This is a genomic window from Pseudomonas sp., from assembly GCF_030147005.1.
Lineage (GTDB): Bacteria > Pseudomonadota > Gammaproteobacteria > Pseudomonadales > Pseudomonadaceae > Aquipseudomonas.
Genome location: NZ_JASLAW010000078.1, coordinates 1 through 18,201, shown reverse-complemented (window position 1 = coordinate 18,201; position 18,201 = coordinate 1). Strand labels below are relative to the sequence as shown.

General features: G+C 61.7%; 8 protein-coding genes. 3 read left to right on the top strand and 5 right to left on the bottom strand.

Translation table 11 applies throughout. The features are described from left to right. A partial coding sequence (locus tag Q1V60_RS07545) for a non-ribosomal peptide synthetase (RefSeq protein ID WP_300628885.1) occupies positions 1–5,856 on the top strand: 5,856 nt, incomplete at its 5' end. A 151-nt stretch (positions 5,857–6,007) separates the two neighbouring features. Here the strand turns inward: Q1V60_RS07545 and Q1V60_RS07540 are convergent. Together Q1V60_RS07540 and Q1V60_RS07535 are read right to left on the bottom strand one after the other, a co-directional pair. Continuing rightward, positions 6,008–8,449: a TonB-dependent siderophore receptor gene (locus Q1V60_RS07540; protein ID WP_300628884.1), complete on the bottom strand. Its 2,442-nt coding sequence runs from the start codon at positions 8,447–8,449 to the stop codon at positions 6,008–6,010. A gap of 108 nt (positions 8,450–8,557) precedes the next feature. After that, entirely contained in the window at positions 8,558–10,210 is a 1,653-nt protein-coding gene (locus tag Q1V60_RS07535; protein WP_300628882.1) for a cyclic peptide export ABC transporter, read from the bottom strand. 198 nt (positions 10,211–10,408) lie between these two features. On the opposite strand from Q1V60_RS07535, the gene Q1V60_RS07530 reads away from it, so the two are divergent. Next, complete coding sequence (locus Q1V60_RS07530; RefSeq protein WP_300628887.1) at positions 10,409–11,236, top strand: N(5)-hydroxyornithine transformylase PvdF; 828 nt, start codon at positions 10,409–10,411, stop codon at positions 11,234–11,236. Between the two features lie 578 nt (positions 11,237–11,814). Here the strand turns inward: Q1V60_RS07530 and Q1V60_RS07525 are convergent. Genes Q1V60_RS07525 through pvdM form a run of 3 tightly spaced genes read right to left on the bottom strand, consistent with a single transcriptional unit; the run spans position 11,815 to position 15,342 of the window. Continuing rightward, positions 11,815–12,684: a formylglycine-generating enzyme family protein gene (locus tag Q1V60_RS07525; RefSeq protein ID WP_300628880.1), complete on the bottom strand. Its 870-nt coding sequence runs from the start codon at positions 12,682–12,684 to the stop codon at positions 11,815–11,817. A 31-nt stretch (positions 12,685–12,715) separates the two neighbouring features. After that, the gene (locus Q1V60_RS07520; RefSeq protein ID WP_300628879.1) at positions 12,716–13,984 is read right to left on the bottom strand and encodes an aminotransferase class V-fold PLP-dependent enzyme; all 1,269 of its coding nucleotides are present in this window, start codon (positions 13,982–13,984) and stop codon (positions 12,716–12,718) included. Continuing rightward, a complete protein-coding gene (pvdM, locus tag Q1V60_RS07515) occupies positions 13,981–15,342 on the bottom strand; it encodes a pyoverdine-tailoring dipeptidase-like protein PvdM (protein ID WP_300628878.1) in 1,362 nt (453 codons plus the stop codon). The genes Q1V60_RS07520 and pvdM overlap by 4 nt, the downstream gene beginning before the upstream one ends. Positions 15,343–15,483: 141 nt before the next feature. Here pvdM and Q1V60_RS07510 point away from each other — a divergent pair, with 141 nt between their 5' ends. After that, entirely contained in the window at positions 15,484–17,112 is a 1,629-nt protein-coding gene (locus Q1V60_RS07510) for a PvdJ/PvdD/PvdP-like protein (RefSeq protein WP_300628877.1), read from the top strand. Positions 17,113–18,201: the final 1,089 nt, after the last annotated feature.

The window sequence follows — 18,201 nt, the reverse complement described above, 5'->3', positions numbered from 1 at the left end:
GTGGTGGCCCAGGACGGCGCCACCGGCAAGCAGCTGGTGGCCTATGTGGTTCCGGCTGATGCCGCCCTGGCCGACCAGGCCGAATTCCGCGACACCTTGCGCCGCGCCCTGAAAACCGGCCTGCCGGACTACATGGTGCCGGCGCACTTCGTGTTCCTTGCGCAAATGCCGCTGACCCCCAACGGCAAGCTCGACCGCAAGGGCCTGCCGGTGCCGGATGTAAGCCTTATGCAGCAGGTGTATGTGGCGCCGCAAACCGAGCTGGAACGCAATATCGCCGCGGTCTGGTCCGACGTGCTGCGCGTGCCGCAAGTGGGCTTGCATGACAACTTTTTTGAGCTGGGCGGCGACTCGATCATTTCGATCCAGCTGGTCAGCCGGGCGCGTCAGGTCGGGGTGCGCTTCTCGCCCAAGGACCTGTTCCAGCACCAGACCGTGCAAAGCCTGGCGGCAGTCGCCCGTGAAGGCGAGGGCGCGGTATTGCTGGACCAGTCGGCATTGAGTGGCGAATCGCTGCTGCTACCGGTGCAACAGGCGTTTTTCGCCGATGACATCCCACAGCGCCACCACTGGAACCAATCCGTGGTGTTGCAACCACGCCAACCTTTGCAGGCACCGCTGCTGGTAGCGGCGCTCGAGGCGCTGATCGTGCACCACGATGCCTTGCGCAGCACGTTTGTGCAGGGGCCGGCGGGCTGGAGCGTGGCCTATCGAGGGGCGCAACAGCACCAGGTCGATCAGGTGCTGTGGCAGAGCCGCTTGAACACGGTCGATGAACTTGAGGCCCTGTGCGAAGAAGCCCAGCGCAGCCTCGACCTGGAGGCGGGACCGTTGTTGCGTGCGGTGCTGGCGCAGATGGCCGACGGTTCTCAGCGCTTGTTGCTGGTGATCCATCACTTGGTGGTAGACGGTGTGTCCTGGCGCATCCTGCTTGAAGACTTGCAAAGCACTTACCAGCAACTGGCCCAAGGCTCCGCCGTGCAACTGCCGGCCAAGACCAGCGCCACCCGCGCCTGGGCCGAACGCCTGCAGGCGTATGCGCGCAGCGAAACACTGCAACACGAACTGGCCTGGTGGCAGACGCAACTGCAGGGTAGCCCGTCCGACTTGCCGGGCGCCGACCCGCAAGCCAGCCTCAGCAATCACCTGGCACTGAGTGTGAGCACGCATCTGGACCCGACCTATACCCGTCGCCTGCTGCAGGACGCGCCGAGCGCCTACCGCACCCAGATCAACGACCTGCTGCTGACGGCCCTGGCCCGTGTGATCACGCGCTGGAGTGGTGAGGAATCGATGTTGATCAAGCTTGAGGGGCACGGCCGCGAAGACCTGTTCGACGAGATCGACCTGACCCGCACCCTCGGCTGGTTCACCAGCTTGTACCCGTTGCAATTGCTGCCGGCCGACACATTGGGCGGCTCCCTCAAACGAATCAAAGAGCAATTGCGCGCCGTACCCGATAAAGGCCTTGGTTTTGGCGCGTTGCGTTATTTGGGCGATGCCCAGGCCCAGCAGGTATTGGCCGCATTGCCACACCCCCGTATCACGTTCAACTACCTGGGGCAGTTCGATGCCAGCTTTGACAGCGCCGAGCAACCCGGTTTGTTTGCACCTTCCGGTGACCCCAGCGGTGCCGAGCAAAGCCCGGATGCGCCGTTGGGTAACTGGCTGGAAATCAACGGCCAGGTATATGGCGGCGAGTTGAAGCTGAATTGGAGTTTCAGCCAGGCCATGTTCGCGCAAGCGACTATCCAACGACTGGCTGATGAGTACGCCGAGGAGCTCAAGGCCCTGATTGACCACTGCTGTGAGCCCGCCAACGGGGGCGTGACACCCTCCGACTTTGCGCTGGCGAAGTTGACCCAGCAGCAGTTGGATGGCCTGGCGCTGAACGCGGCCGAGGTCGAAGATCTGTACCCGCTGTCGCCCATGCAGCAAGGCATGCTGTTCCAGTCGCTGTATGGCGATGGCTCGGGTGACTACATCAACCAGATGCGCATCGACGTACACGGCCTGGATGTACCGCGCTTTCATCAGGCGTGGCAGGCGGCGGTCGAGCGTCACGAGATCCTGCGCAGTGGTTTTATCTGGCAGGCCGAGCTGGAGCAGCCGCTGCAGGTGGTCTACAAGCAGGTGCGCATGCCGTTTATCGAGCTCGATTGGCAGGCCCATGCCAACGTCACCCAGGCCCTCGACAGCCTGGCCGAATCGACACGAGCACAAGGTTTTGTGCTGGAACAGGCGCCCCTGTTAAGCCTGACGGTGGTACGCACCGGTGCGTCGAGCCATCACTTGATTTACACCAACCACCACATCCTGATGGATGGCTGGAGCGGTTCGCAGTTGTTCGGCGACGTCTTGCAACATTATGCAGGCGAGCCATTGCCGGCGCCGACCGGCCGTTATCGCGATTACATCGCCTGGTTGCAAACCCAGGATAAAGCGCTCAGCCAGGCGTTCTGGAAAGACCAGTTGATCGATTTGCACGAACCCACACGTCTGGCGCGTGGCGCACATGTTCAGGCAGACACGGCCCTGGCGGTTAACGGTGAGCATCGCTTAAGTCTTGATGCGCCGCAGACCGAACAGCTTAAAGCGTTCGCCCAACGCAACAAAGTCACTCTCAACACCTTGGTGCAAGGCGCTTGGCTGTTGCTGTTGCATCATCACACCGGGCAGGCGACCGTGGCGTTCGGCGCCACCGTGGCAGGGCGCCCCGCGCAATTGCGTGGGATTGAACAGCAGGTCGGTTTGTTCATCAACACATTGCCGGTGGTGGCGACCCCGGATGCGCAGATGTCGGTCAGCCAGTGGCTGCAGCAGATCCAGCAGCAGAACGTAAGCGTGCGTGAGCAGGAACATACGCCGTTGTTCGAGATTCAGCGTTGGGCCGGCTTGGGCGGCGGGGCGTTATTTGACAGTATTCTGGTTTTTGAAAACTACCCGGTGTCCGAGGCACTCGAGCAGGGCGCGCCGTCGGGGCTGCGCTTTGACGCGGTGCATAGCCTGGAGCAGACCCACTATCCCTTGACCGTCCTGCTGGCGATTGGCGACAGCCTGGGCCTGGAGTTCAACTACGACCGCCAGGCCTTCAGCACGGCGCATATCCGGCGCCTGGCCGAGCACTTCCAGCAATTATTAATGGCATTGGCCGCCGATGCCTCCCAATGCCTTGGCACGTTGCCGTCCCTCGCCGCAGCCGAGCGCGAGACGGTGGTGCAGGTATGGAATGCCACTGCTGTGGAGTATCCGCTGGACCAAGCGATGCATCAGCTGATCGAAGCACAAGTGCAGCGCTCGCCGCAGGCCCCGGCGCTGGTATTCGCCGGGCACACCTTGAGCTACGCGCAGTTGAACGACCGGGCCAACCGCCTGGCCCATCGCCTGATAGCTGCTGGCGTCGGCCCTGACGTACTGGTCGGGCTGGTGCTGGAGCGCTCGATCGAAATGGTCGTGGGCCTCTTGGCGGTACTCAAGGCGGGCGGTGCCTATGTGCCGCTGGACCCGGAATACCCGCGTGAGCGACTGGCCTATATGCTTCAGGACAGCGGTGTGCAATTGCTGTTGACCCAGGCCCACCTGCAGGCGCAACTGCCGCTGCCAGCGGGCGTGCACAGCCTGGTGCTGGAAAGCGGCGATGCCTGGCTGGACGCCTTCGGCACCCACAACCCGAACGTGGCGGTGCATGGCGAAAACCTTGCCTATGTGATCTACACCTCCGGCTCCACCGGCCAGCCCAAGGGCGCCGGTAACCGCCATCGCGCGCTGACCAACCGGCTGTGCTGGATGCAGCAGGCGTACGGCCTTGATGCCCGCGACAGCGTGCTGCAGAAGACGCCGTTCAGCTTTGACGTGTCGGTGTGGGAGTTCTTCTGGCCGCTGATGACCGGTGCACGCTTGGTGGTGGCCGCACCGGGCGATCATCGTGACCCGGCCCGGCTGGTCAGCCTGATCAACGCGCACCGGATCACCACGCTGCATTTTGTGCCGTCCATGCTGCAAGCCTTCCTGCAAGACGCGGACGTCGCCTCGTGCCGTAGCCTGCAACGCATTGTGTGCAGTGGTGAAGCGCTGCCCGCCGACGCCCAGCAGCAGGTCTTCGCCAAACTGCCCGGCGCCGGGTTGTACAACTTGTATGGCCCGACCGAAGCGGCTATCGACGTGACCCACTGGACCTGTGTCGAAGAAGGCCGCGATGCCGTGCCGATTGGCCGGCCAATTGCCAACCTGGCGTGCTATGTGCTGGACGACAACCTGGAACCTACGCCGTTGGGTGTGTTGGGCGAGTTGTATCTGGGCGGGATTGGCCTGGCGAGGGGTTATCACCGTCGTCCTGCGCTGACCGCCGAGCGCTTTGTGGCCGATCCGTTCGGCAGCGGTGCGCGTTTGTATCGCACGGGCGACCTGGCGCGTTATCGCGACGATGGCGTTATTGAATACGCCGGGCGCACTGATCACCAAGTCAAACTGCGTGGGTTACGCATCGAGCTGGGGGAGATCGAAGCGCGCCTGTTGGAACACCGCAGCATCCGTGAAGCGGCAGTGCTTGCGGTCGATGGCACTCACCTGGTGGGTTACCTGGTGCTGCAACAGCCGGATGACGATTGGAAGACTTCGTTGGTTGCCCATCTGGCCGCGCAGTTGCCGGACTATATGGTGCCGGCGCAATGGGTGGTATTGGCACGGATGCCGCTGAGCCCGAATGGCAAGCTGGACCGCAAGGCATTACCCAAGCCAGAGGCCCCCGGCACCGAGCAGTATCAGGCACCCCGCAGCGAGATCGAGCAGCAGGTCGCGGCGATCTGGAGCGAGGTGCTGGACGTGGAACGCGTAGGGTTGCACGACAACTTCTTCGAACTGGGCGGTCATTCGTTGCGGGTGCTGATGCTCAAGGAGCGCATCCGCAAGGTCAGCGGCGTGAACCTGTCGGTCAGCCAGTTGATGCTTAATCCGACCGTGGCGGGTCAGGTCAAATGCTTGCAGGGCGATAACAGAACTTCGTTGATCGTCAAACTCAACCAGCAGACTGAAGGCACGCCATTGTTCCTGTTTCACCCAAGCTTTGGGTCGGTGCATTGTTACACCGCGATTGCCCTGGCACTGCGCGAGCAGCGCCCGGTATTTGGGGTGGTGTGCCGTGCATTGGCCGAGGAAGGCGCGGCGGTACCGCAGTGGCAAGTGATGGTCGAGGACTACACCGCACAATTGCTGATGGCCCAACCCCAGGGTGCATTTCGCCTGGCTGGATGGTCGCTGGGTGGCAACCTGGCGATGGAAGTGGCCTACGCCCTGGAGCAAGCGGGGCGCGAGGTGGAGTTTGTGGGGTGGATCGACGCCGCGCCACCGCAGTGGGTTAAACCTTACTGGGATGCGGTGGAACTCGGAGAAGGTCGTGAGGTTTCGGCTAACGAGCGCCGCGCCGCTCTGTTGGGCGTAATGTTCCCTGAGTTCGCCGATGCGATACAGCTGGCCTGGGAGCAATGCCAGCGCGATGCCGAGGATGAAGCGGGACAATGGCGAGTGTTCGTGAGCTGGGCCGAGCAGGCGCTGGGTGAAACCTTCACCGCGATCAAGGAGCAGTTGCTGCATGGTAACGAAGCGCAGATTTCCTGGGACGTCGACCGTGCGATGAGCGAACGGATGGTTGCCGCCGACTTCAAGCCGATCAGGGCGCCTGTCAGTTGCTGGTGGGCATCCATGAGCCGGGCAGGGCGCTTCAAGGCGTTGATCGAGCAGCAGATGGCGACCGTGATCAGCCAGGGGCGCATCGAGCGTTCGGTGATGATAGAGACGGACCATGACGGGATTATCGACAGTGCCGTGTTCATCACAAGCTTGGCGGACGCGATGGGGTAACCCGTCGCTTTCAAGGTGATCGGACCAACTGAATGTGGGGGCTGGCTCCCCATTTGATCTCTCTGAGTGTTCGTGGCTGTGCCCGACCCAGACAAAAAACGCCCGGTGAGGGTCAACTCTCACCGGGCGTTTGGTCGATCAAGGTGTGCGGTCAGAAGTCCCAGCGGGTACTGACCATCACGTTACGCGGCTCACCGTAAACGGCGGAATTATAGAAGCCGACGTTGGTGTAATAGGACTTGTCGAAAATATTGTTGAAGTTGAGCGTCGCCGACAGGTTCTTGGTCACCTGGTAGCGAGTCATCAAGTCCACCAGCCAGTAGGATTGCTGAGTGATGTCCTGATTGGTTTCGAGTGACCCGTTCCAGATCTCGTTCCAGCCCTTGGTCTGCCAGCGCACGCCGCCGCCGACCGTGAACTTGTCCAGGTCACCCTTGAGCTTGTAGGTGGTATTCAGGTTGACCTGGTGCTCGGGTTCGAAGGTGGAAATTTTCTTGTCATTGTCATCGCGCACGATTTTGTGGGTGTAACCACCTTGTACTTGCCAACCCGGGCTCAACTCACCGGTGATTTCCGCTTCGTAGCCTTTGGTCACGGCCTTGGAGCCTTTGGATGCATAGTTTTGCGGGGTTGGCGTCTGATTGTTGTACGCATCGTCGGAGATCGCACGGTTGGTCTCATGCACTTCGAAGTAAGCGATGCTGGTGTTCAGGCGGCCATCGAAGAACTCGCCCTTAAGGCCAATCTCGTAGTTTTGGCCTTCGTCCGGTTCCAGCAGTTTTTCGTTGCGGTCCTTATCGTTACTTTCCTGAGGCTGGAAAATATCGGTGTAGCTGGCGTATGCCGAGAAGTTGTCGTTGAGGTCGTAGATCACCCCGGCATAAGGAATGAAACGCCCGGTTTCCTTGTAGGAAGGATTGTTACCAGTGACGTGATAGTTGGCCACGCGCCCGCCGAGGATCACGTTCAGGTCATCCATGACGTTCAAGCGTGTGGTCACGTAGTAACCCGTCTGGCGGATGGTGTCGTCGATGTACTGCCGGGCCGGGCCGTGGATAGGCTTGGCGAGGTGACCGTTCCAGTTATAGAAATCGACTTTGTTGCCGCCTGGCCATTCCGGCGACCAGTAACCCTTGCCCTGCCAGCGCGAAGTACCGACCGAGCCGCCCACCACCAGTTCATGCTCGCGGCCGAACAGGCTGAAAGGCCCGGTGGCGTAGAGGTCGGCGGAGGTGCTTTTAGTTTCGCCAGTGTACTTCTGCCCGTTGATCTCGGCGGTGCCATCGGCTGCCGGCTGGATGAACTGAATCGAACCGAGGTCGGCGTGGTAGCCGTTGATCTTGTGGTCGAGTTGGAACTTGGTTACCCAGCCGTCGCCCAGATCATGCTCAATCATGGCGAATGCGGTACGGGTGTTCTGCTCCCAGGAACTCCAGGTGGTGCCGTTGTTGTAGGAGCGCGGCATCTTGTTGATGCTGCCGTTGGAGTTGACCAGCGGGAAGGAACCGGACCAACTCGAACCCTGAGGAATGTTGTCCTGGTAGTCGAAGCCCACGGTCAGCAGCGTGTCGGGGGACAGGTCGAATTCGGTAATGCCGTAGTAGGTTTCGGTCTTGCGCGAGTAGTGGTCCATGAACGTCTTCTTGTCCTGGTACGCGGCGACCGCACGCCCACGGATATTGCCGCTGTCGGTCAGGGGGCCGCTGACATCCACTTCACTGCGGTAGTTGTCCCAGGAACCGGCGCCCAGTTGCACATGCCCCTTGAAATCCGAGGTCGGCTTCTTCCGGATCAGGTTGATGGTTGCCCCGAGGGAGCCGGCACCGTTGAGCAGGCCGGTAGCACCCTTTAGCACTTCGACGCGGTCGTAGATCGCCATGTCGCTCAAGGTATTGCCCGCCGAATAACCGACGTTGCGCACGGTGGAAGGAATGCCATCGTACTGGAAGCTGTTGACCGAGAAGCCACGGGAATAGTAGTTGGTGCGGTCGCTGTCGTAGGCCGACACCGTAATGCCTGGGGTGTGGCGCATCACGTCGTCAATGTTGTTGAGGCCGAAGTCCTCGATGTGCTGGCGAGTGACTACCGTGATCGACTGCGGCGTTTGCCGGGGTGTCAGGGTCAGACGGGTGGCGGTGGCGATGGTGCCCGGGGTATAGGAGCCCGAACCTTCGGTGATGTTGCCCAGATAGTTGGCTGTGACCTCGGTCGGGCTCAGTTCCAGGCCGCCACCAGCGCCGGCGGCGGCCACTATCAAGGTGTTGCCGTTGAGGTTGTAGGTGGTTTTGCTGCCTGCCAGCAACGCATCAATGGCCTGCTGCGGCTGCAGCTTGCCCTTGATCGCACGGCTGCTCTTACCCTGCACATCGCCAGGGCTGTACAACACCTGCACATCGGTCTGGCGACCAAATTCCTGAAGCGCGCTACCCAGCGGCTGTGCGGGAATGTTCAACTCGATCTCCTGGGCCTGTACAGAGCCTGCAATCGGCAGCGACACCGCCAGTGCCAGGGCACTCGGGAGAAGGTTCATGTTCAGGGCCCTGCGCAGGGATAGCGCTCTGCTCAGGGGGCTGAGACCGAGTCGTGCTGGCATGGATGCTTTCTCTTCAAGGCTTTAAGTGGGCAGTTATAGTATCTATTGAGGTTAATTATCATTACCGCTAGTGGGACGTTCCTGCCTGGAAAAACCGGAAAAGAAAATTCATGCCGGCTCCATCTCGTGTACCACCTGGCCCGCACGCAGCCGCACCAACTGATCGGCGATGTCGAAATAACGGTCATCGTGGCTGATCACGATGATGGTTTTGCCCAGGCGTTTGAGGTCCGGCAACAGCTCGGTGTAGAAGATCCGGCGGAAGGCCGGGTCCTGGTCCGCGGCCCATTCGTCGAACACCAGCACCGGACGTTCTTCCAGCCAGGCGTTGACCAATGCCAGGCGTTTGCGCTGGCCGGTGGAGAGGTCGGTGGTGCTGAACACGCCGTCCTTGACGCTTACCTTGTGTGCGATTTCCAGGCGTTCCAGGTATTTAGTGGCGCTGTCCAGGGACTGGGTGGCGCTGCCCTGGACCAGGTCGTCGAACAGGTAGTAGTCGGAAAACACCGTGGTGAACAGCTGGCGATAGTCATCGCGCTCGGGGCCGGTGACCGCTTCGCCATTCAGGCGAATCTCGCCGGCCTGAGGTGGGTAAAGGCCCAGCAGCAGTTTGATCAGGGTGGTTTTGCCGCTGCCGTTTTCACCGACGATAAACACGATGTCGCCTTGCTGGATGCTCAGGTTGATCGGCCCCAGCTGGAACGGCTCGCTGCCCTCGACCGCGGGCGGGCTGTAACTCACGCCGCGCAGTTCGAGGCTGTTGACCACCGGTTTCGGCGCTTCGCTGTCGTCCATCAACAGGTGCGGTTCGGGCGATGAAAAACGCTCCGACAGTTCGCTGATACGGCCAAAGGCAATCTTGGCCTTGCCCACCACCGGCAGGTAACCGAGCAAATGTTCCAGCGGGCCTTTCATGTACAGCAGCACCAACACGAAGCCGGTGATCACCGTCGGGTCCGGGTTGGGGTTGTACGCCTGAATCGCCAGGGCCAGGCCGATGACCACGAAGAACAGCATCGAGCCGAAGGTCTTGGCGAGGATATAGATGTTGACCGAACGCACCTGGATATCGCTGATGCGGTCGGCGGTTGCCTGGATGCGGTGGGTGTACATGCGAAAGCGCCGTGGCCGGTGCATGCGCAGCTCCTTGGCGCCGGACGCGATTGCGTTGTAGTGACGCTGCAACTCATCTTCATGGCTGCGCGCCAGGTCGAAGCCCTGGATGCCTTTGCCGCCGGCGATAAACTGCACGGCGCTGCCGATAATGATCGCCACCACCATCATCAGAAACATCGGCACCGACAGGTAAGCCAGGTAGCCCAGGCAACCGAGGGTGACCGTGGCGGCGATGGCCAGGGGCGTGAACGCGAAGGAGAAGTCGCTGATGGTGTCGACGTCGTGGGTCAGCACCGGGATCAGACGGTGGGAACGATAGCGCTCGATCTGGCCGATGGGCGCCGACAGCACCTTTTCGCCCAGGTCCTTGCGCAGGGCGGCGATGATCCGTTGCCCGACGTAGTTGGTGCCGATGTCGGAAATGATCGAGCTGAGCAGCGCCACCACGCACAGTGCCGCAAAGGTCAGGACCACGCCCTGGGTCATGCCGGCCGCCGAATGCAGCGCGTTATTGATGGTCGCCAGCAGCAACGTAATGGCCAGGCCGCCCACCATGCCCAGGGCAACGGATACCGTCACAATGGTGCGAAAGGGCCGGAGCAGGGCGAGCAAACCTTTGAAGGCGCCGCGTTTGGGGTCGGTCATAAATACATCCCGGAGAGTGAAAAGAGGGGCTGGGCACACAGACCCTTACCCATGACAAACGAAGTGTCGGCGCGACTATTTAGCGTGGTGTGCCGGGCGGTGTCGGCGCTGGATAAATTGCGCGGGGGCTGGTTCGTTCTTGTTGTGCAGGTGTACGGGTATTCACGCCGTACGTATTCCTTCAGCGAGAGCGAGACAATGACGAAAAAGAACCTGGTGTATGTGTGGTCCCTGAGAAACGCCGCCGCCGACAAGGCCGGGCAGCCGGTGGCCTATAAAGGCCATGAGCGCTACATGAAGTCGGTGCTGGAGTTTCTGGTGGGCTCGCTCAACGACACCGCGCTGGGCGAGGCCTACAACCTGGTCGGGGTGGTGTATGACGATGATGAGAAAAACCCGCGCGACCAGCAGTTGGTGGCGGACTATGGTTTTGCCTGCAAGCCGGGTCGCCAATGGCTGTATCCGGCGGATTTGCGTGTGCAAGGCAAATTGGTCAATGACCTGTTGCTGAGCGTGCCGTCCACCTATCGCCGCCTGCCCCGGGGCAGTGCCGAGCATATCGCCGGCAAGCAGGATTTCGAGCGGCGCCTGCATGACGTGCTGGTTGAGCTGAAGGCAGACATCGTGGTGCTCGATGGTTTACTGGTGATCCTCGATGACCTGGTGCGCCCAGGTGCGCCGTTTGCGCGGCGTATCATGAACATTCATCCGGGTATCACGCGTATCGAATCGCCTTACGAGCGCCGTGGCGCCTATGCCACGTGGAATGCGTTGTATGGAGCGCGGGGGCAGACGGTGGTGGACTGGGCGACCAAGGCCACCACGCCCTCGGAGCCGCTGTACCTCACCGGCGCGTCGTTCCACTATGTGGATAACGGCATTGATTCCGGCGAAGTGTTCCACGACGTGTTGAAGACCGAGATTTCGCCGGAAGACACTATCCTCGAACTGCGCTGGAACAACTTCAACAACAGTCTGTTCCCGGCGTTGCATGAAGGCTTGGTGCTCTTGGCTCAGAAAGGCTGAATACACTCTTGGAGCGGTAAGGAACTCAAAAGTGGGAGGGGGCTTGGATGAGCCTAGGTCTCTACGCAACTTTGAGCGCGGCACTGAACCTGTGGCGAGGGAGCTTGCTCCCGCAGCGGCCTGCCAGCCGACCCGGATGCCGGGTTGGTTCGAGTACATATCCATTGTTCAGGTAACGGCCGCTATGGGTTCCGCTTTTACAGCGGATCACTTTTGGAAAAGAGTCCCAAAAGTAACCAAAAAGGCTCTTGCCCCACCACTCGGCACCTCGCTTAGGCTCGGTGTGCCCGTGATCCGACGTTGATTTTTTTTGGGGGGGGGGCGCCGCCACGCGCCATCCATGGCACGGGGCGGCTAAGCCTGCATCCCCGCCGGTTTACCCCTCAAAATCAATATCGAATTGCGGCCAGCGTGGGTTAACGGGGCGCCTCGGATCAAGATCAAAAACAGAGCAAGAGCGAGTCAGGACAGTCAGTTGTGTAGATACCTATGCCCCGATGAGGGAGTGTCAGTGCACGCTTCTTTGCCTGACCTGCCGCCATCGGGGCAAGCCCCTTCCCACATTGGGTTGGTATGGCTTAGAGGTCGCGCACTACGCGAAACCCGATCCAGTCGCCCCGCGTTTGCGGGTAGATGTTGTTGCGGTTGCCTGAACGGGAAAACACCGGCGCCTCGCCCCAGTCATTGCCGCGAATCTGATAGGCCTCACAGTTGGGCTCCACCCAGGCACTGCCGTCATTCGGTGCACCGATGTAGTTCGCGTGCTCGCAATCGGCAACCCGCTCGTACACGTTGCCGTGCATGTCATACATGCCGAATGCGTTCGGCGGGTAACTGCCCACCGGCGATGAATAGCTGTAGCCGTCCGCCGGGCCGTAGGTGTTGGCGTGTTTGGCGATGCTATAGCCCTTGCCTTCGTCGAACGGGAAGGGGAACGGCCCGCTGGTGCCGGCGCGGGCCGCGTATTCGCGTTGGGCTTCGCTGACCATGTGGTACTGCTGGCCGGTCTTTTTCGACAGCCAGGCCACGTAGTTTTTAATGTCGTCCATGTCCATGCACACCGCCGGCTGGCGCGGCCCCTGGGGATAGCGCGGCTTGCTGGCGATGCATTCGCGGCCGGGGCGGTCATCGCCATTGGCGATCTTGACGCCGCTCTGGCGCACATAGCTGTCCCACTCGCCTGCGGTGATGTGGAAACGGCTCATGGCGAAGGGCTTGGCGAAAGTCACTTCATGCATCGGGCCTTCGTCGGGTTCGCGGCCGACTTCGTCTTGCGGAGTGCCCATGGTGAAGGCCCCGGCGGGCAGTACCACCATTTCGGGGCAGTCCTTGCAGTCTTTGAACACCTTGCCCGGTTGGGGGGCGGCAGCCTGGGCCGGGCCGGGAAGCAGGGCGCCGAGAGCGGTCAATGCCAGTGCGCTCAGCAGGGGGAGTTGTGACGCAGTCATAGGGGCCTCTCATTCAAGGGGGAAGTGGCTTTCACAGCCGCTGGGCCAGTAACGTCATGAAGCGCTGAATTTCGTCGGACGAGTTGAGCAGGCCGGGGGAGGTGCGGATCACCGGGCCGACGTCGCGATCCACGGCGTCGATCACCACACGGCTCTTCATCATGTAGCTCGCCACCGCATCGCTGTCCTGGCCCTTGACCCGAAAGAAGGTGAAGCCGGCTGACAGTTCAGGGCTGCGCGGCGTGACCAGTTCGATCTTGGGATGGGCCAGCAATTGTTCTTTCAATTCGGTGTTGAGGGCGTGGATGCGCGCTTGTACCGCCGCTTTGCCCAGTTGCAGGTGCAGCTTGAAGGCTTCGTCGGCCGCCCAGCGGTGTTCGAAGGCGTGGTAGCCGCCGGGGGTCATGGTGGTGGCGAAATCCTTGTCTTCGGAGAAGGTCGGCACCATTGGCGTGACGTATTTGTTCTCAGCGTCGCGAGCGCACACCAGCCCGGTGCCGCGCGGGCCGAACATCCACTTGTGGGTGCCGGCGATGAAAAAGTCGCAGTGCATGGCTGGGAAGTCGAGGTTTTCCACGCCGAAGCCGTGTACGCCGTCGACCACATAGAGAAGGCGGTCGCTGTCGTCGCGGTTGCGGTTATGTTCAGCCGCCAGCTTGCCGATTTCGCCGATGGGCAATTTGACACCGCTGCCCGACTGCACCCAGGTCATGCCCAGCACGCGGGTGTTGGGGCGGATATTGCGCTGGATAGTGCCCAGCACTTCGTCCACGGACACGCGACTGGCGCTGTCGAACAGCCTGATACGGCGCACCTGGGTGCCTTCCCTGCGCACGCGAAAATCCAGCACGTTTTGCGTCGCGTAATGCTCATGCTCGGTGGTGAGAATCTCCTGGTCCGCGCGCACCTTGATCCCGCCGTAGATCATCGCCAGCCCCTCGGAGGTGCTGCCGGTCAGGGCGATCTGTGCCGGTGTGGCGTTCAAGTAACGGCCGGCCCACTCACGCACCTGGCCTTCGCGTTTCCAGGTTTCCTGCAGGTCCCAGTCCATTGCCAGGCCAGGGTTGCGGTCGATTTGGGCGCGGTAGCGTTCGATGGCCTCGCGCACCGGCCTGGGGTGCGACGCCACCAGGAAGTTGGAAAAATGCAGGTAATCCGGGTCCTGGTTGAACAGTTGTTTCAGTTCCGTCCATGGGTCATTCGTGGTGGCTGCCAGCGCCTTTGGGATCAGCGCGGAGCCCAAAGGCAGACTGGCGGCAAATACGCCAGCCTGCTTGAGAAAGGTACGGCGGTCGGTCATGGGCTTACTTCGTGATGGGCCAAGGGTCTGGCGGCTTTTTGAACCTGGTCCCACACGCGCAGGAAGTTACCGCCCCAGAGTTTGGCGATGTCGGCTTCGGAGTAGCCGCGCTGGATCAGCTCGGCCGTGACGTTGCGCGCCTCGCCGACGTTCTCCCAGCCCTGGAGGCCGCCGCCGTCGTTGAAGTCCGAGGCGATGCCGACGTGGTCGATGCCGATCTTGCGCACGGTGTAGTCGATGGCATCGCCCCAGTCCTTGAGGGTCGCCTTGGGTTCTTCCTCGAGAATCGCGTACAGCTCGCTGGCGTACTGGCCGAAGCGCTGTTCGGACCACGCGGCGATGATCGCATCGCCCGGCATCAAGGCCATCGCCAGGTTGGGCAGTGGCGGCAGGTCGAAGCGCGCGCGCAGGGCGTTGAGCTTGTCCTGGGTCGGCTGGCTGAGGGGGCGCAGGTAGGCTGGGAACCCCACCACCTGCACCACGCCGCCGCTGTGCTTGATCAGTTGCAGTTCCTTGTCGCTGAGGTTGCGCGGGATGTCCACCGACGCCCGCGGTGCCGAGTGGGAGGCCACCATCGGCGTACGGCTCAACTGTGCGACCTGTTCCAGGGCCTTGGTCGACATCTGCGACACGTCGATGATCACCCCCAGGTCATTGAGGCGCTGCACCGCCTGCCGGCCGATGGGTGACAGGCCCTCGAGGGCGTCGGTGGTGTCATTGAAAAACGGCAGCGGGCGCGACGAATCCGACCAGGCGTTATTGCCGATGTAGCTGAAGCCGAACATGCGCATGCCGCGTGCGGCCCACAGGTCCAGCTGATTCAGGTCGTTACCCAGCGGGTAGGCGTTGAGCATGCTGATAAAGATGGCGAACTTGCCCTCGCCGTGCAGGCGGCGCATGTCGTCCGGGGTGTAAGCGATGCCCACCTGGTTGGGGAAATCGCGGACCATGGCGGAGATGATTTTGTAGCGCACCTCCTGCTCGTGGCGCGCCTCTTCGACAAAGCCGTCGGTGGGCTTGTGCGGCGCGTTGGGACCGTTCCAGATTTCCGGCCAGCCGAAGATCGTCAGGGCCGCGCCGGACAATCGGCCGCGCGATGCTTTGGCCAGGTCGAACTGGCCGCTGCCATCCTGGTCGGCTTCGTTGCCGGCGGTGCCGAAATCCATGGGCACGGTGATATGGCTGTCGAATGACAATAGGCGATCCTGCATCTCATTGGCCTGCTTGATCACCTCCAGCGGGTAGCCGGCGTTGCCCTTGAACCAATGCTCCCAGACCAGAAAGCCGGCCCCGGCAGCGACGGCCAGTACCAGGGGCAGGCCGATATACAGCGCCTTTTTCGAACGTGGTTTTGTCATTGCCATCTCAGTCAGTTGAGGCCTTTGCTATCAGGGAAGAACGAGCGACGGCGGGGGAAATTTAGCGGCGCCGCCGTGGCGGTAAATTTCCCCGTGTTGCAAACGTTCTAGCTCTGATTAAGCCGTTTCCTAAGGTAGACAATGACGATCTCTCGACGTGGGTTCATCGCAGGCCTGGCGCTGACCGGCGCGGCCGTGCCTGCGGCCTTTTACGCCCATCGCGAGCTGACGCGGGAAGAAGAATTCCCGATCACCCCCGGCGAAGCCACGGTCGACCTGGCCGACACTCAGGGCCAGCAGCTGGCGAACACCTTGCGCGGCGTGTGGAGCCTGCGCCTGGAAGGCCGCGATGCAGGGCTCAAGGGCTTGCCGTCGCAGGGCCTGGAGCTGCTGCTGGATATCGCCCCCCGTGGCCGTGGCCTGCGCGGCTACCTGGACACCGCCGAGAACCTGCGCGCCGACGGCGAGCCGCGCTATCGCGTATTGGGTGATCTGCTGACGGGCGAGGGCGCCTTGCTCTATTGGCGGCTGATCGACCGTGATTCGGCGGCGGGTATTCCGGCTTATGAATTCAAGATGACCCTCGATGAAGTCTGGGCCGACTTCGGCAATGCCGGCAGCGGCACCCTCAGCGGGCAGGTCCTCGACCTTGAGCGACCCTTGGCGCTGACCGAGCACGACCACCGTTTTATCGCCCACAAACAGCTGTTCCCCGAAGCCCGCCAGCGTATCGGCCTCAACCCAACTCTGCTGGCGTGGCTGACTGCCCCCGAACATCGCCTGTTTCACCAGCTATGGCACGCCACCCGTGACCAATGGCACAAGCTTTCCGAGGAAAAGCGCGAGGCCCTGCGCGGCATCGGCTGGCAACCCGGGCCGCGTGGCCGGGAGCGCGATGCACGGGGCAAGCGCAAGGACCGTAACGGCTCGGGCATCGACTTTTTCTTTATGCACCGCCACATGCTCGGCACTGCGCGCTCCATGCAGGACCTGCCGTCATGGCAGTATTTTCCCGAGCCCCAGCCGGCGCTGGAGCGCGATCGCCTGGGCTTCGTGCGTTACTTCGACAACCACGACGGCTTTGCGCTGCCGCCGTGCTGGTCGGCGCCGGATGACGCCGATTACACCCAGTGGGTCAGCGACATCAAGGCTGCCGAGACGTACCACAGTAATTTCCAGGTGTGGGAATCCCAGTACCGCGACCCGCGCTACCTGGCTAAATTGACCCTGGGCCAACTGGGCTCGGAGATGGAACTGGGCCTGCACGACTGGCTGCACATGCGCTGGGCCTCCGTGCCGCGCGACCCGTCCAACGGCGCCCCGGTACCGTTTGCCCGCGACCCTGCGGATTTTGCTGCGCGCTGGTACGCGCCGGAGAACGACTTCCTCGGCGATCCGTTTTCATCCCATGTGAACCCGGTGTTCTGGCATTTCCATGGCTGGATCGATGACCGTATCGAAGACTGGTGTCGCGCCCACGAACGCTTCAACCCAGGCGAGGTGACCCGGCTTGAGGTCAACGGCGTCGCCTGGTTTGCGCCAGGGCGTTGGGTGGAAGTAGGCGACCCCTGGCTCGGTCCGGACACCCACGGCTGCAGCACCACGCCGGGCTTGCAGCAGGGCCGCTCGATGGAAATGGACCCGGAAATCATGAAGCTGGGCCTGCGCATCACTTTCGGTGCCGATGAAGAACGGCTCAAGGGCCTGTTCAAGCGCGTACCGCAACGGCCCTGGTATGCGCGGCATTTGAAGATCAAGCGCCCAGCGTAAGGTTTACCCGCATACCTGTGGCGAGGGAGCTCGCTCCCGCGACGGCCTCCCGGTCGACACGGGCTGTGTGAGTGGGCAGGTTCAGGACTGCTGCGCAGTCCAACGGGAGCAAGCTCCCTCGCCACAAAGTGAGGGGCCTGGCACTCGCCCCTTGCCACAAAGTGAGGCGCCTGACACCCGCCCCCTGCCACAAAGTGAAGCGCCTGACACCCGCACCTTATCGTTTGCAAACATGCTTGAAAGCACAAATCGGAGACGAAAAAAACCGGCTGATCAGGCCGGTTCGGGGTGCCCCTTCAACAGCAGGGGTTATACGCATCACTTTCGGCGCCGATGAAGAACGGCTCAAGGCCTGTTCAAGCGCGTACCGCAACGGCTCTGGTATGCGCGGCATTTGAAGGTCAAGCGCCAAGCGTAAGGTTTACCTGTATACCTGTGGCGAGGGAGCTTGCTCCCGCGACGGCCTCCCGGTCGACACGGGCTGTGTGAGTGGGCAGGTTCAGGACTGCTGCGCAGTCCAACGGGGGCAAGCTCCCTCGCCACAAAGTGAGGGGCCTGACACCCGGCCCTTGCCACAAAGTGAGGCGCCTTACACCGGCACGTTAGCGTTTGCAAACCTGCTTGAAAGCACAAATCGGAGACGAAAAAAAACCGGCTGATCAGGCCGGTTTGGGGTGCCCCTTCAACAGCAGGGGTTATACGCATCACTTTCAGCGCCGATGAAGAACGGCTCAAGGGCCTGTTCAAGCGCGTACCGCAACGGCCCTGGTATGCGCGGCATTTGAAGGTCAAGCGCCAAGCGTAAGGTTTACCCGCATACCTGTGGCGAGGGAGCTTGCTCCCGCGACGGCCTCCCGGTCGACACTGGCTGTGTGAGTGGGCAGGTTCAGGACTGCTGCGCAGTCCAACGGGAGCAAGCTCCCTCGCCACAAAGTGAGGGGCCTGACACTTGCCCTCTTGCCACAAAGTGAGGGGCCTGACACTTGCCCCCTTGCCACAAAGTGAGGCGTCTGACACCCGCACGTTAGCGTTTGCAAACCTGCTTGAAAGCACAAATCGGAGACGAAAAAAAACCGGCTGATCAGGCCG

What these genes read in the sequence shown, in the direction of transcription:
- Q1V60_RS07540 (WP_300628884.1), bottom strand. Translation starts at nt 8,449, where the DNA reads ATGCCAGCACGACTCGGTCTCAGCCCCCTGAGCAGAGCGCTATCCCTG.
- Q1V60_RS07535 (WP_300628882.1), bottom strand. Translation starts at nt 10,210, where the DNA reads ATGACCGACCCCAAACGCGGCGCCTTCAAAGGTTTGCTCGCCCTGCTC.
- Q1V60_RS07530 (WP_300628887.1), top strand. Translation starts at nt 10,409, where the DNA reads ATGACGAAAAAGAACCTGGTGTATGTGTGGTCCCTGAGAAACGCCGCC.
- Q1V60_RS07525 (WP_300628880.1), bottom strand. Translation starts at nt 12,684, where the DNA reads ATGACTGCGTCACAACTCCCCCTGCTGAGCGCACTGGCATTGACCGCT.
- Q1V60_RS07520 (WP_300628879.1), bottom strand. Translation starts at nt 13,984, where the DNA reads ATGACCGACCGCCGTACCTTTCTCAAGCAGGCTGGCGTATTTGCCGCC.
- pvdM (WP_300628878.1), bottom strand. Translation starts at nt 15,342, where the DNA reads ATGACAAAACCACGTTCGAAAAAGGCGCTGTATATCGGCCTGCCCCTG.
- Q1V60_RS07510 (WP_300628877.1), top strand. Translation starts at nt 15,484, where the DNA reads ATGACGATCTCTCGACGTGGGTTCATCGCAGGCCTGGCGCTGACCGGC.